The organism is Streptomyces sp. CC228A, from assembly GCF_021390935.1.
Lineage (GTDB): Bacteria > Actinomycetota > Actinomycetes > Streptomycetales > Streptomycetaceae > Streptomyces.
The window spans coordinates 134,338-148,453 of record NZ_JAJPUI010000003.1 but is presented as its reverse complement, the minus strand read 5'-3'; the positions used below and the strand labels follow the sequence as shown (position 1 = coordinate 148,453).

General features: G+C 75.9%; 11 protein-coding genes, 2 pseudogenes and 1 riboswitch. Of the genes and pseudogenes, 5 read left to right on the top strand and 8 right to left on the bottom strand.

The genetic code is table 11. The features are described from left to right. Positions 1-46 precede the first annotated feature (46 nt). The 3 genes and pseudogenes from L6E17_RS30920 to L6E17_RS10585 form a co-directional block, all read right to left on the bottom strand. Positions 47-388: pseudogene (locus L6E17_RS30920) on the bottom strand (SCO2322 family protein); the annotation flags it as partial. Between the two features lie 42 nt (positions 389-430). After that, on the bottom strand, positions 431-1,714 hold the full coding sequence (locus tag L6E17_RS10590; protein ID WP_236240533.1) for a prenyltransferase/squalene oxidase repeat-containing protein: 1,284 nt from the start codon (positions 1,712-1,714) through the stop codon (positions 431-433). Positions 1,715-1,840: 126 nt separating this feature from the next. Continuing rightward, positions 1,841-1,910: riboswitch (cobalamin riboswitch) on the bottom strand. Positions 1,911-2,357: 447 nt separating this feature from the next. Beyond that, the gene (locus L6E17_RS10585) at positions 2,358-2,969 is read right to left on the bottom strand and encodes a TetR family transcriptional regulator (protein WP_236240532.1); all 612 of its coding nucleotides are present in this window, start codon (positions 2,967-2,969) and stop codon (positions 2,358-2,360) included. Positions 2,970-3,201: 232 nt separating this feature from the next. Between L6E17_RS10585 and L6E17_RS10580 the strand changes: the two genes are divergently transcribed. From L6E17_RS10580 to L6E17_RS10570, 3 genes are read left to right on the top strand one after another with little or no spacing between them, the layout of a single operon-like run. Further along, entirely contained in the window at positions 3,202-4,551 is a 1,350-nt protein-coding gene (locus tag L6E17_RS10580; RefSeq protein ID WP_236240531.1) for a glycosyltransferase family 4 protein, read from the top strand. Positions 4,552-4,581: 30 nt separating this feature from the next. Next, complete coding sequence (locus tag L6E17_RS10575) at positions 4,582-5,316, top strand: class I SAM-dependent methyltransferase (protein WP_236240530.1); 735 nt, start codon at positions 4,582-4,584, stop codon at positions 5,314-5,316. Continuing rightward, the gene (locus tag L6E17_RS10570) at positions 5,313-6,392 is read left to right on the top strand and encodes a prenyltransferase (protein WP_236240529.1); all 1,080 of its coding nucleotides are present in this window, start codon (positions 5,313-5,315) and stop codon (positions 6,390-6,392) included. The genes L6E17_RS10575 and L6E17_RS10570 overlap by 4 nt, the downstream gene beginning before the upstream one ends. A 78-nt stretch (positions 6,393-6,470) precedes the next feature. Here L6E17_RS10570 and L6E17_RS10565 read toward each other — a convergent pair. From L6E17_RS10565 to L6E17_RS10555, 3 genes and pseudogenes are all read right to left on the bottom strand, one after another. Further along, positions 6,471-7,330 (bottom strand): annotated as a pseudogene (locus L6E17_RS10565) (hypothetical protein). A 97-nt stretch (positions 7,331-7,427) separates the two neighbouring features. Then, positions 7,428-8,084 carry an N-acetylmuramoyl-L-alanine amidase gene (locus L6E17_RS10560; protein ID WP_374109035.1) on the bottom strand — a complete coding sequence of 219 codons (657 nt, stop codon included), beginning with the start codon at positions 8,082-8,084 and terminating at the stop codon, positions 7,428-7,430. 281 nt (positions 8,085-8,365) lie between these two features. Further along, positions 8,366-9,028: a class I SAM-dependent methyltransferase gene (locus L6E17_RS10555; protein WP_236240528.1), complete on the bottom strand. Its 663-nt coding sequence runs from the start codon at positions 9,026-9,028 to the stop codon at positions 8,366-8,368. 161 nt (positions 9,029-9,189) lie between these two features. Here L6E17_RS10555 and L6E17_RS10550 point away from each other — a divergent pair, with 161 nt between their 5' ends. Beyond that, positions 9,190-10,650, top strand: a complete 1,461-nt coding sequence (locus L6E17_RS10550) for an MFS transporter (RefSeq protein ID WP_374109034.1) — start codon at positions 9,190-9,192, stop codon at positions 10,648-10,650. Between the two features lie 209 nt (positions 10,651-10,859). Here the strand turns inward: L6E17_RS10550 and L6E17_RS10545 are convergent, their stop codons facing one another. Further along, complete coding sequence (locus tag L6E17_RS10545; protein WP_236240526.1) at positions 10,860-11,381, bottom strand: DUF4188 domain-containing protein; 522 nt, start codon at positions 11,379-11,381, stop codon at positions 10,860-10,862. An 85-nt stretch (positions 11,382-11,466) separates the two neighbouring features. On the opposite strand from L6E17_RS10545, the gene L6E17_RS10540 reads away from it, so the two are divergent. Beyond that, positions 11,467-12,105: a MerR family transcriptional regulator gene (locus L6E17_RS10540; RefSeq protein WP_236240525.1), complete on the top strand. Its 639-nt coding sequence runs from the start codon at positions 11,467-11,469 to the stop codon at positions 12,103-12,105. A 353-nt stretch (positions 12,106-12,458) separates the two neighbouring features. Here L6E17_RS10540 and L6E17_RS10535 read toward each other — a convergent pair whose 3' ends face one another. Continuing rightward, positions 12,459-13,631 carry a hypothetical protein gene (locus tag L6E17_RS10535; RefSeq protein WP_236240524.1) on the bottom strand — a complete coding sequence of 391 codons (1,173 nt, stop codon included), beginning with the start codon at positions 13,629-13,631 and terminating at the stop codon, positions 12,459-12,461. Positions 13,632-14,116: the final 485 nt, after the last annotated feature.

Below are 14,116 nucleotides of genomic sequence, written 5' to 3'. Positions count from 1 at the left end.
CGCCGTCGGGCGCGTCGGCGGGGACGCCGAAGTCGAGCACCAGGCCGACCCGTTTGGTGCCGTCCTTCGCCGGCGTGTCCGCGCAGACGGCGGCGAAGTCGGGTGCCCGCCGGGGGCGGTGGGCGTCCTGGCTGTCGGCGCTCACCGCGAACCGGAAGCCGTGGACGTCGCCGTCGGCGGGCCTGAGCGTGGCCGGGCCCTGCGTGGCGTATGTCCAGGTCCCGGCGTCACCGGCCTCCCAGAACGACCAGTACCGGTATCCGCCGGACCGGCCGGACGCGGCCGGTGAGGCGGAGGCGCCGGATGCGACCGTCGCGGCGGAGGTGCCCGACGCTGCGGACGCGGCGGCGGCGTGCGCCGGGGTCCCCCCGGCGCATGCGGCGAGCACCGCCGCGGAGGCGGCGGCGAGGCGTATACGGCTCACTGGCTGCTACCGCTTCTTGCCGCGCCCGCTCAGCAGGAAGCCGATGCCCACGCCGGCGAGGGCGAACGCCCCGATCACCAGCCAGAAGCCGACGCCGTAGCCCTCCTCCTCCTGCGCCTTCTTCTCGGCCTCCGCCTTCTCCTGCGCCCGCTCCTCGGGCGTGGACGCGGGCTTCGGGCCGGTCGCGTTCAGCTCCCGTACGAGGTCGGTGCCGCCGAAGTCGCGGGGGTCGGCGCCGGCGGCGCGGGCGGCGAGCACGAGCTGCGCGTAGGCGGCGGGCCCTGCCTCCTTCGCCCAGGCGGGCCCGTCCTTCTTCAGCAGCTCCACCGCCTTGGCGGCCTTGTCCCCGTGCCCGGCGGCGTACAGCGCGACGACCGCGTCCGCCGTGTTGCCCAGGTCGGGCCGGTCCGCGGGGGCCTCGGTGGCGCCGGGCACGGGCGGCAGCGGGATGTGGCCCTTGGACTCCAGGACGGAGGCCAGGTACGCGGCGCCGTTGCGGGCGGCCCGCTCGGCGGACGGCTTGGCGGGGTCCTCGCAGCTCGGCTGCTGCCCCGGCTCGATGCCCTTGGCCAGCAGGTGCTTGCCGAGGCCGCCGAGAACGGCGGCGGCCGTCGCGTCGTCGTTCGGCACCAGCTCGCCGCCCTTGCCGGGCTGGTAGGCGAAGGCCCCCGGGCCCTTGCCCGCGGTGCAGGGCACGGCGAAGGCGAGCAGCGCGTCGTAGGGGCTCTTGCCGTCGGCGGAGAGCACGTCACCGGGCCGCTCGCCGGTCGAGGCGAGGGCGCCGATCGCGAGGGAGGTGGAGTTGGCGTCGCTGGGGAAGCCGGGGTTGAAGCCCCAGCCGCCGTCCTTGTTCTGGTTGCCCCGCAGCCAGCCCTTGGCCTTCTCCCTGGCCTTGGCGGGCTCGTCCCCGTGGCTGTCGACGCCCTTCAGGGCCTGGAGGGCGAGGGCGGTCGCGTTGCTGTCGAGCGGCTGGTCGGCGGGGCACGGCGCGGAGGTGTCGGCGCGGTACGAGGGGAAGCCGCCGTTGTCGCACTGCTGCGCCAGCAGCCAGCCGACGGCCTCCTCCGCGGGCTCGACCCCCGTCGCCTGCTGGGCCAGGAAGGCCAGCGACTGGCGGAAGACGCCGTCCCACTGCGGGTCCTTGGTGCCGTAGAGCCCGGTGCCGGGCGGTGCGGCGGCAGGCGACGGGGCCGCGTGGGCGGCGGGCGCGAGCGCCCCGGCGGCGCCCGTGAGGAGCACGGTGCCGGCGGCGAACGCCGCGGCGGCGCGGCGGCGGCGGACGGTGGTCATGGCGGGTGCCTCTCCTCCGGGGGCCGGGCCCCGGCGCGCGGCGGCACCAGGCTCGGCTCCGCAGTTCCTCGACGGTGCCGGTCCCCGGGCGGTTCCCGGAGACGCGAGCCGGTCAGACCCGGACGAGGCATTCCGGCTCACCACCGGGCGGTGGTTCACGGTTGCGGGATCAGCGCCGGATTTGCACCGGCTTCCCCCCGTACGGGCATGAAGCGACGGGCTCACTTTACCCGCGGGTCAGGTCGGCGTCGGGAGGGGCCGGACGCTTCCCCCGGACGCCCGCTGCCTTCCTCGGATGCCGGACGCTCCCCTCGGGTGCCGGGTGCCGGGTGCCGGGTGCCGGGTGCCGGGTGCCGGGTGCCGGGTGCCGGTGCCGGGTGCCGGGTGCCGGACGCCGAACGCAGGATGGAGGGCGTCTGCTGCTTCCTCGGCCGTCTGCTGCTTCCCTCGGACGCCCGCAGTGCGCTCGCTGACCGGGCCGTCCGCAGTGCGCTCGCTGACCGGGCCGTCCGCAGTGCGCTCGCTGACCGGGCCGTCCGCAGTGCGCTCGCCGACCGGGCCGCCCGCAGTGCCCTCGCCGAGACCGGGCCGCCCGCCGCGCCCTCGCCGGCCCTGCCCCCTGTCGCCCTTGCCGGGCGGCGCCTCAGTCCAGCAGGCGGCAGGCCGTCTCGATGTCCGCCCTGACCTGGGCGAGGGAGGCACGTCCCGAGAGCCAGGCCACCAGCGCCGCGTACCAGGTGTGCTCCACCACCCGCACCGCCGCGAGCTGCTCCCCGGTCGGCTGCTCCACCCGCATCGCGTCCAGGATGATCGCGGTCGTCCGCCGGGACACGGTGTCCACCTCGGTGCTCGCGCTGCGGTCGGCGAAGGTCAGTGCCCGCAGCATCGCCTCCGCGAGCCGGGGTTCCCGCTGGAGGGCGCGGAAGGCCCGCATGAGGGTCCGGCTCACCCGCTCGCCGGGGCCGGCGCCGCCCGGAGGCCGCTTGCGCAGCGTCGCGTGCAGGGCGTCCAACTGGTCCTGCATCGTGGCGACCAGGAGGTGCACCTTGGAGGGGAAGTAGCGGTACAGGGTGCCCAGGGCCACCCCCGCCTCCTCCGCGACCTCCCGCATCTGCACCGCGTCGAAGCCGCCGCGCGCCGCGAGCCCGGCGCTGGCCTGGAGGATCCGGCGGCGCCGCGCGGCCTGCCGCTCCGTGCGTGCGGCCGCCGGTGCCGCCGCGGCGCCGGGCGGCGCCGTCCGGCTGTCCGCTGTCATGGAGCCCCCGTCGATCCTGCGTCGTGCCGTCCGTGCTGTCCGTTCCCGTGGCGGCGTGATCACGCCGCCCGGCGCCGTGGCGGGAATCACCTGATCCAGCCCTTACAGCGGCGCTACCTGCCGGTAGATTCAATGCTCCGCGAGAGATCACCAGCGCCCGACTCTGTAACTTGTTCCAGATTAGCGCCACCGGTTACGCTCCGCCGAAACGTTCAGCCGAAGGGGGCCGCGAGTGACCGCTGAGGCCATGGAAGCAGGCCCCCGCACGGGCCCGGCGACGGCCGGCGAGCGCCCGCTGCGCATCGCCCTCCTCACCTACAAGGGCAACCCGTTCTGCGGCGGCCAGGGCGTCTACGTACGCCACCTCGCCCGCGAGCTCGCGCACCTCGGCCACCACGTCGAGGTGGTCGGCGCCCAGCCGTACCCCGTGCTCGACCCCGTCGCCGACGCCCCCGGCAGCGCGACCCTCACCGCGCTGCCCAGCCTCGACCTCTACCGGCAGCCCGACCCGTTCCGCACCCCCGGGCGCGATGAGTACCGCGACTGGATCGACGCGCTCGAAGTCGCCACCATGTGGACCGGCGGCTTCCCCGAACCGCTCACGTTCAGCCTCCGCGCCCGCCGCCTCCTGGCCGCCCGCCGCGGCGACTTCGACGTCGTCCACGACAACCAGACCCTCGGCTACGGCCTCCTCGGCGGCCCGAAGGCGCTCGGCGCGCCCCTCGTCACCACCATCCACCACCCGATCACCGTCGACCGGCAACTGGAGCTGGACGCCGCCCGGGACTGGAAGCGCCGCGCCTCGGTCCGCCGCTGGTACGCCTTCACCCGCATGCAGAAGCGGGTCGCCCGACGCCTCCCGTCCGTCCTCACCGTCTCCGGCTCCTCCCGCCAGGAGATCGTCGACCACCTCGGGGTGCGCCCGGACCGCGTCCACGTCGTGCACATCGGCGCCGACACCGACCTCTGGAAGCCGGACCCGTCCGTCCCCGAGGTGCCGGGCCGGATCGTCACCACGTCCAGCGCCGACGTCCCCCTCAAGGGGCTGGTGTTCCTCGTCGAGGCCCTCGCCAAGCTCCGGGCGGACGTCCCCGAGGCGCACCTCGTCGTCGTCGGCCGGCGCGCGGAGGAGGGGCCCGTCGCCCGGGCCGTCGAGCAGTACGGCCTCGAAGGCGCCGTCCGGTTCGTCAAGGGCATCAGCGACGCCGAGCTCGTCGACCTCGTGCGGGGCGCCCAGGTCGCCTGCGTGCCCTCCCTCTACGAGGGCTTCTCCCTGCCGGCCGCCGAGGCCATGGCCACCGGCACCCCGCTGGTCGCCACGACCGGCGGCGCCATCCCGGAGGTCGCGGGACCGGACGGCGAGACCTGCCTGGCCGTCCCGCCCGGCGACGCCGGAGCCCTGGCCGCCGCCCTCGGCCGGCTCCTCGGCCCCGGCGGCGCGGACCTGCGCGCCCGCCTCGGCGCGGCCGGGCGCGCCCGCGTGCTGGAGCGGTTCACCTGGGCGCGCGCGGCCCAGGGCACCGCCGAGCAGTACCGCGCGGCCGTCGCCGCGGCGTGCCACGGCGCCGTCCGCACCCCGTAACCCCACCCACCCCGAAAGCAGGCCGTCCCCGTGCTGACCGTCGACTTCACCCGCTTCCCGCTCGCCCCCGGCGACCGTGTCCTCGACCTGGGCTGCGGAGCCGGACGGCACGCCTTCGAGTGCTACCGGCGCGGCGCGCAGGTCGTGGCCCTCGACCGCAACGGCGACGAGATCCGCGAGGTCGCCACGTGGTTCGCGGCCATGAAGGAGGCGGGCGAGGCCCCCGCGGGCGCCACCGCCACGGCCATGGAGGGCGACGCCCTCAGCCTGCCCTTCCCCGACGCCTCCTTCGACGTCGTGATCATCTCCGAGGTGATGGAGCACATCCCTGACGACAAGGGCGTCCTCGCCGAGATGGTCCGCGTCCTCAAGCCCGGCGGCCGCATCGCCGTCACCGTCCCCCGCTACGGACCGGAGAAGGTCTGCTGGGCGCTGTCCGACGCGTACCACGAGGTGGAGGGCGGGCACATCCGCATCTACAAGGCGGACGAACTCCTCGGCCGGATCCGCGAGGCCGGCCTGCGCCCGTACGGCAGCCACCACGCGCACGCGCTGCACTCGCCGTACTGGTGGTTGAAGTGCGCCTTCGGCGTCGACAACGACAAGGCCCTGCCGGTCCGCGCCTACCACAAGCTGCTCGTCTGGGACATCATGAAGAAGCCGCTGCTCACCCGGCTCGCCGAGAACGCGCTCAACCCCGTCATGGGCAAGAGCTTCGTGGTGTACGCGACCAAGCCGCACCTCCCGTCGGGCGCCGCGCAGTGACGTCGCAGGAGCAGCGCACCGAACACCTCACCCTGCCCGGCGTCCTGACGGCCGAGCAGGCCGCCCTGACCGTCCAGGGCATCCTCGCCGTCCAGCGGGACAGCGGCGCCATCCCCTGGTTCCGCGGCCACCACCTCGACCCGTGGGACCACGTCGAGGCCGCCATGGCGCTCGACGCGGCCGGGGAGCACGAGGCCGCCGCCCGCGCCTACGCGTGGCTGGCCCGCCACCAGAACGACGACGGCTCCTGGTACGCCGCCTACCACGACGGCGACGCCGACCGGCCGACGGACCGCTCACGCGAGACCAACTTCTGCGGGTACGTAGCCGCCGGCGTCTGGCACCACTACCTCTCCACGGGCGACGACGCGTTCCTCGACCGCATGTGGCCCACCGTCTACGCGGCCGTCGAGTTCGTCCTGCGCCTCCAGCAGCCGGGCGGCCAGATCGGCTGGAAGCGGGAGCCCGACGGCACCCCCGTCACGGACGCCCTGCTGACCGGCTCCTCCTCCCTGCACCAGGCGCTGCGCTGCGCCCTCGCCATCGCGGAGACCCGCGAGGACCCGCAGCCGGACTGGGAGCTGGCGACCGGCGCCCTCGCGCACGCGATCCGGCACCACGAGGACCGCTTCCTGGACAAGAGCCGCTACTCGATGGACTGGTACTACCCGGTCCTCGGCGGCGCCGTGACCGGCGCGGCGGCGAAGGAGCGCATCGAGTCCCGCTGGGACGAGTTCGTGGTCCCGGGGCTCGGCGTGCGCTGCGTCGTCCCGAACCCCTGGGTCACCGGCGGGGAGAGCTGCGAACTCGCGCTGGCGCTGTGGGCGATGGGCGAGTCCGACCGGGCCGTGGAGATCCTCCGCTCCATCACCCATCTGCGGGCCGAGAACGGCATGTACTGGACGGGGTACGTCTTCGAGGGCGACCGGGCCGTGTGGCCGGAGGAGCTCACCGCCTGGACGGCGGGCTCCCTGCTGCTGGCCGTCGCCGCGCTCGGCGGCCACGAGGCGACGACGACCGTGTTCGGCGGGACGGGCCTCCCCGAGGGCCTGCCCCCCGACTGCTGCCCCGCCTGAACGGCACGGCGAAGGGCCCGCCTCCCCGGTCACCGACCCGGGAGGCGGGCCCTTCGCCGTGTGCTCTCCGGCGGGGGGTCAGCCGCGCTGGATGCCCGTGGTGTCCTGGAGGACGCCGCGGCGGCCGTCCTGCGTCTGGGCGACCAGGGCCGCGCCCCGCTGCTCGACCGCCAGGTACCAGGTGCCCGGGGCGAGGTCCGCGACCGGCGTGCCCGAGCCGTCCTCCGCGTACAGCGGGCGCGCCACCGGCACGGCGAACCAGAACGGCGCGAAGTCGGCGGCCGGGGCGGGCTCCGGCGCGGCCGCGGCCTGCGCCTGACCGCCCTGGGAGGCGCCCTGCGCGGCCGGGTCCGGGGCGGCCTGCCCGCCGGGGTACCCGTACCCGCCGCCGGAGGTGCCGGCGCCGGGGTACGGCTGGGGGCGGCGCCGCCCGGGTACCCGTAGCCGCCGGCCGCCGGGGCGCCCGGCTGGCCGCCGTACGGCGGCGGCGCGGCTGCGGCGCCCTGCGGCTTCGGCGTCGCGCTGACGAGCGGCGCCTTCAGCGCGCCCACCATCGGGGAGGCGACGGCGCCGGCGGCCAGGGCGATCGCGGCGAGCAGGCCCAGGATGAGGCCGGCGCCGGCGGAGGGCGCGTCGATGATGGTCCAGAACGCCGTCCACAGCGAGAAGACGGTGAGGGCGACACCGAACTGGCCGAGGTCGAGGTTCACCACCTTGCGCCCGGGCAGGGCCCGGGAGACCACGATGAGGGCCGCGCCGGCGATGCCGGCGATGTGGATGCTCATCACCAGGCCCAGGCTGTCCCATGCGTTGGCCTTCTCGCAGGGGAACCCGGCCTGGCACTCGTAGCTGTACAAGCTGAGGAACGAGGCGATGAACAGCACCACCGCTGCTCCGATCACCACGCCGTCGCCTCGAGTGAGGGAGCGGATGTTCACGTGATAAGTCCTTCGTCAGTCAGTGTCGTCGTCATCAGGGGTGGCGCGATGTACGGGGGCGGCCCCATCGTACGGACGAATGTATCGTCCGGTCGGTCTACCCGAGCAGGTAGGTCGTGATGCCGTCCGCGATCCCGCGCGCCGCCTTCTGGCGCCACGCCGGGTCCTCCAGTGACGCGGCGTCATCCGGGTCGCGCATGTTGCCGCATTCGACGAACACCTTGGGGACGGTGGACAGGTTCAGTCCGCCGAGGTCCTTCCGTACGTCCAGACCGGTCCCGCCGCCGAGGTAGTTGGCCGGGGAGGAGCCCGTCGCCCGGGCGAACTCCGCCGCGATGCGCTCCCCGAGAGTACGGGACGGGCCGACGATCGGCGCGGTGTCCGCCGAACCCGCCTTCACCAGGGCGGGCAGGATGACGTGGTGGCCGCGGTGGCCGGCGGCGGAGCCGTCGGCGTGGACGGACACCGCGGCGTCGGCGCGGGCCTCGTTGCCGATCCGGGCGCGCTCGTCGATGCACGGGCCGAACGGGCGGTCGGCGTCGTGGGTCAGGACGACGGTGGCGCCCCGCTCCCGCAGCAGCGCGCGCAGCCGGTGCGAGACGTCGAGCGTGAACGCCGCCTCGGTGTAGCCGCTCGCGGCGGCCGTCCCGGTCGTGTCGCACTCCTTGCGGTGGGTGCCGACGTCGACCTTCTCGTTGATCTCGCTGGTGTGCCGGAAGTTGCCCGGGTTGTGCCCCGGGTCGATGACGACCACCTTGCCGGCGAGGGGCGCGGGGGACGCGTCCGGCGTCCCCGGCGCGGAGGCTGAAGCCGAAGCGGATGCGGATGCGGAGGCGGACGGGCCGGCGGCGGGCGGGGGCGCGCGGCGCCCGCCCGGTGGTGCGCGGTGCCGCCGGGCGCCGCCCAGACGAGCCAGCCGGTGACCGCGGCGGCGGCCAGCGGCACGGCGGCGGCGCAGACCGCGAGCACGGGGCGGACGCGGCGGCCGGACTTGTTCACGTGGTCGGACACGGGCCCGAGCCTAAGGTCTCGCCCTCAGATCCCCGGGCCGGTGCGGCGCAGGACACGCAGCGAGTCCGTCGCGGAGACCTCCGTGAACGCCCCGGACTCCAGCGCCCGCAGGTAGACCCGGTACGGGGCCTGGCCGGTGAACTCGTCCGCCGGGTCCGGGAAGACGTCGTGCACGACCAGCAGCCCGCCCTGCGCCACCCGCGGCGCCCAGCCCTCGTAGTCGCCGGTGGCGTGCTCGTCGGTGTGCCCGCCGTCGATGAAGACGAGGCCGAGCTCGCCCGCCCACACCTTCGCCACCTGCGGGGAGCGGCCCACGACGGCGACGACGTACGGCTCCAGCCCCGCGGCGTGCAGGGTGCGCCGGAACGTCGGCAGCGTGTCCATCAGCCCCACCTGCGGGTCCACCACCTCCGGGTCGTGGTACTCCCAGCCGGGCTGCTGCTCCTCGCTGCCCCGGTGGTGGTCGACGGTGACCGCGACCGTCCCGGCCGCCCGCGCCGCGTCCGCCAGCAGGATCGCGGAACGCCCGCAGTACGTGCCGATCTCCAACAGCGGCAGCCCCAGCCGCCCGGCCTCCACGGCCGCCGCGTACAGCGCGAGCCCCTCGTGCACGGGCATGAACCCCTTCGCGGCCTCGAAGGCGGCGAGCGTCTCGGGCGACGGCTGCGGGACGGTCGGTGCGGCCATGGGGAGGGTCCTCCGGGTCACGGGTCTGCGGGGCGGTCCATCGTAGGCGCAGCCCGCAGCCCGCAGCCCGCAGCCGGCCACTTTGCTTGCGTGCCGGCGCGTGTGCTGCGTCACGGGAAACGGGATGTACGGGTCACCGGTCGGCTGCGACCATGACACGCATGGCCGCACCCTCCTTCCGCACCGGCAGCCCGTCCGACTGCCCCTCCGCGCCGCCGTCCACCCGCCCGCCCGGCACCGGCCGCCCGTGGGCGGTGGTGCTGGTCGCCTGCGCCGGGACGTTCCTCGTCGTGCTCGACGTGTCCGTGGTGAACGTCGCCCTGCCGTCGATGCGGTCCGACCTCGGCATGTCCGCCGCGGCGCTGCAATGGGTGGTGAACGCCTACTCGATCGCCTTCTCCGGGTTCATGCTGCTGGGCGGCCGCGCCGCCGACCTGTACGGGCAGAAGCGGATGTTCCTGCTGGGGCTCGGCGTCTTCACCGCCGCGTCCGTCGCCGGAGGGCTGGCGCAGGAGGGCTGGCAGCTGCTGGCCGCCCGCGCCGTGCAGGGCCTCGGCGCGGCCGTCCTCTCACCGGCCACCCTCACGCTCGTCACCAGCGCCGTGCCGGAGGGCCAGGCCCGGACGCGGGCCATCGGCACGTGGGCGGCCGTCGGCGCGGGCGGCGGCGCCGCGGGCGGCTTCGTCGGCGGCGTCCTCACCGACTTCCTGGGCTGGCGCTGGGTGCTCCTCGTCAACGTCCCGGTCGGCGCCCTGGTCCTCCTCGCCGCCGCCCTGTGGGTGCGGGAGGTCCGCACGGGCCGGCGCCGCCGCCTGGACCTGCCGGGCGCGGTCCTCGTCACCGGAGGGCTGGCGTCCTTCTCGTACGGTGTCGTGCAGACCGAGCAGACCGGCTGGACCGACCCGCGGACCGCCGTGCCGCTCCTCGCCGGGCTGCTCCTGCTGGCGGTGTTCGCGGTGGTGGAGGCCCGCACCCGCGACCCCCTGATGCCGCTCAAGGTGTTCCGCTCCCGCGCGGTCGCGGCCGCCAACGCCGCCCTGTTCGTGACGAGTTCGGCCACCTTCACGATGTGGTTCTTCATGACCATGTACGCCCAGAACGTGCTGGGCTACGGCCCGCTCCAGGCGGGGCTCGCCCTCGTGCCGAGCTCGGTCAGCGTCATCGTCGGCTCCAAGCTGGGCCCGCGGCTCATCCCGCTGGTGGGGGCCCGGCGGCTCGCGGTGGCGGGCGCGCTGACGGCCGCGGCGGGCTTCGCCTGGCAGTCGGCGATGGAGCCGCACGGCGCCTACGCCACCGCCGTCCTGGGCCCGGGCATCCTGATGATGACCGGGGTCGGGCTGGCGATCACCCCGCTCGCGTCCCTCGCCACGGCGGGCGCCGCACCGGGGGACGCGGGCCTTGTGTCGGGGCTGACCAACACCTCCCGCACGATGGGCGGCGCGGTGGGCCTCGCCGTCCTGGCGACGGTCGCCGCGTCCCGCACGGCCGGCGCCACCACCCCGGAGGCCCTGACGGCGGGCTACGCCCTGGCGTTCCGCACCGGCACCGGCATCCTGCTCGCGGCGGCCCTGCTGATGCTGCTGTGGCTCCCGCGGCCCGAGCCGGAACCCGCGGCGGCGTAGTCCCGCCACCAGGTGCGAGGCCCCCGGGCTGCGGGCCCCCGGCTGCGGGCTCCCGGGTGCGGGCGCCGGGGCCGGCACGGGGCAGGGCGGGAGGCGCGGCGGCATCAGCAGGCCGATGGCCGTGATCAGCGGTCCGGCGACGAGGGCCGGCACGAGGCGGTGGCGCAGCCGCGGCGGCACCGATCCGCTCGGTCAGGGCCGCGTCCTCGTCATGCCCCCTCCGGACGCGGAGCGGGGCGGTGCGCGAACCGGTCGGCCGCGCGCCTGCCGCGCTGTGCGAGCGGCAGCACGCCGGTGGCCGCCGCGAGGCCGAAGGGCGGCATGTCGAGGTAGATCGACTCGTACGAGCCCTGGGGTGCGATGTACGCCTCGTGCCACAGCCCGACGTGCCCCCGCGCCCCGGAGCCGCTGCGCTCGCGGCGGTTGAAGGCGGCCCACACGGCGTGGTGCGCCATGTCCGGCGCGGAGGCGTAGGCGTAGAGCTTCTCCTTGGACTCCCAGTACTGGACGACGTAGTACGTCCGCGGCGACGCGGTCAGCAGGACGTGGCCGAGCAGTCCGCGGCTGCGGTCCCTGCCCAGCTCGCGCAGCATGCGCGGCATGGCGAGGAAGACGGGCAGCCAGTGGCGGACCGCCCGGAAGCGGTTGATGCGCATCCCGATCAGCAGCACCACGGCAGCGCCCTCTGCGGCGGCCGTGGTGGCGCCCGGGATCGGTCGGTGACGGGCCACGGGGGCCTCCGATCGCATGTTGGATAGCGGTGCTCTCCAAGAGTGGTGGTGGGATAGTGGCACTCTCCGGTGAAGGGTTCAAGGGATGCGGCTGGCCGAACTGAGCGAACGGAGCGGCGTCTCCACCGCGACGATCAAGTACTACCTGCGCGAGCGGCTGCTGCCGCCGGGCCGGCGGATCAGCGCGACGACCGCCGACTACGGCGAGGACCACCTGCGGCGCCTGCGCCTCGTGCGGGCGCTGATCCAGGTGGGCGGCCTGCCCGTGGCGAAGGTGCGGGAGGTGCTGGGCCACGTCGACGACGACTCCCTGGGCCGCACCATCCGGCTCGGCGCCGCCCTGTGGGCCCTGCCGCAGGGCCCGGAGCCGCAGGAGGGGGAGGCGGCGGCCGCCGCGCGGACCGAGGTCGACCGGCTGCTCGCCGCCCTGGGCTGGGCGTCCGCCCGCGAGCTGGGCGAGCTGTCGCCGGTGCACCGCTCCCTCGTGGCGCTGGTGGCCGTGCTGCTCCGGCTCGGCTACCCCTGCGGCGCGGAACTGATGGAGCCCTACGCCCGGTTGATGCACCAGGTGGCCGTGCACGACATGGACCGGCTCGACGCGTACCCGACGGAGACGGAGGGCGTGGAGGCCGCGGTCGTGTCGGCTGTCCTCTTCGAACCCGTCCTGAGGGCCCTGCACCGCCTGGCCCAGGAAGAGGAGGCCGCCCGCCGCTACGGCCTCTGACACCGCCCCGCCGCCGGCTCCCGCGGCGGGGCCCGCCTCCCTGCCCGCAGGGGGTGCCGGACGCCGGGGGCAGCGGAAGGGGGGCCGCCCGGGGATCTCCCGGGCGGCCCCCCTCACCGGAGCTGCCGGCTCATGGCCGTCAGGCCGCGGCACCACTCTGTTCGGGCTGCCTGCGATGCCGGCCGTGCGGCTGGACCGAGGCCTCCTCCGAGGCCGCAGGGCCGCCGCGGTGCTTTCCGGAGCCGCCGGCGTCCCCCTGCGGCGGATGCGTCGCCCGGGTCGTGTCGGTGCTGGCTTCAGACATGTGGTGAAGTCACCCCATACGTATCGCTGTTCACGTGCGGCCCGTGAGTCTAACCGGGCGCCGCACGGCCGGTGAGCGGTGCCTGCTGCAAGGGCACCGGCCGGCACACGGCGGGTGCCGCCGGTTCACCGGAAGGCCCCCCAGCTGCGGGTTCCTCCCGGCGCGCAGCCGCCGCCGGCTTCGGCACGTCCGGCACGAGGGCCTCCGGTACGCCCTCGACGCGGGCCAGTCCGCACGGCGCGGCCGCCGTCGCGTACGGCAGCAGCAGCACGCCGTCCGGCGTCCACGTCCCCGCACCCGCGAACCACCCCTCCGGCGCCGGGAGTTGCACCAGCCGCCGGGCGGCCGGGCGCCACACCCCGATCCACCGGCCCGCCGCCGCGTCCATGCGCAGCGCCACCGCACACCCCTCCGGGGTCAGCACCTGCCCCGGCTGCACCGCGAACGGCGTGAGCGACGCGTCCCCCGCCCGCAGGCACTCCGGGAACCGCACCGGACGGGTGCTGCCCAGCACGCCCCAGCCCAGCCGGGGCCGGCCCGGTGACGGCGCGTCCGAGCGGATCAGCAGCAGCCCGCTGTCCGGGTCGGCGAGCAGCAGCCGGTCATGGCTCTCGTCGGTGATCTGCAGCAGCGGCGTGACCTCGCCGCCGCGCTCCAGGTCGACGGCGACCGCCTTGACCGGCCCCCCGCCGTCCTGCTCCCGGTCCAGCGCGAGCAGCCGTCCGGAGCGGTCCAGCCACACCCCGCCCGTGCAGCGCCCCCGCACCTCCGCGACGTGCTCGGGCCCGAACGCGCCGCCCGCCACCTGCCAGACCCCGCTGGAGTGCTCGCCCGCCACGAGCGCGTAGGCGCTCAGACCGTCCGGTGGGGGCGGCAGCAGCCGCACGGACTGCGCCTCTACGGCGCCCAGCGGCAGCTCGCCCGTGCCGGGGCCCGTCGGGTACAGCAGCGAGAACGCGCACCTCCCCGCCACCCGCCGCGCGACCAGCACCCGGCCGTCCGCGAGCGGCAGCAGCTGCGTGTCGCGCTCCTCCGGCTGCTCCAGCGGCAGCGGCACCGCGTAGGGCTCAGGCCCGTCCAGGGTCCAGCGCTCGGGGTACAGGGCCTCGCCCTCCCCGGCCAGCCGGGCGGCGTAGGAGCCGTCCGCCGCGATCGTCAGCTGCGGTGGGCCGGCCGCGCCGTCCTCGTTCTGCGCGGCGGCCTCGATGGCACAGGCGGTCATCGCTCGTCACCTCCGGCTCCCGAAGCTAGTTTTCGCACTTCCTCCCGAACAACGCGAGCCACCTCGCTTCACACATAAGGGTGGCCGTGTTCGAGTTACGCCGAGCGGGAGGGGGCGGGTGTGCTGGCGCGGACCCGCGGGGCCGGGACGGACGGCCCCCGGGGCCGCGCGTACGGGGCCGTGCCCGCGTCCGAGGGGCCGGCCGGGGGCGGGTCGCCCGGTCCGAAAGCCGCCTACGGCGGCGCCGCGGTGGCCGCCATGCACCCGTCCCGCATCCGGGAGACCCCTGCCGCCCTCCATCCGAGCGGTCGGCCGGGGGCAGGGCCGCCCGACCTGAAGGCCGTCACGGCCCTCCGCCGAAGGGGCCGCGTAGGCGCGCCCGGCAGGCCGGCGGCCCGGCCGACCCGGGACGGGCCCCCGCGCCGCACCTTCCGTTCCGGTGGTGGTCGCACCCCCTGCACGGGCGCGGGGGCCGGCGTGGTCAC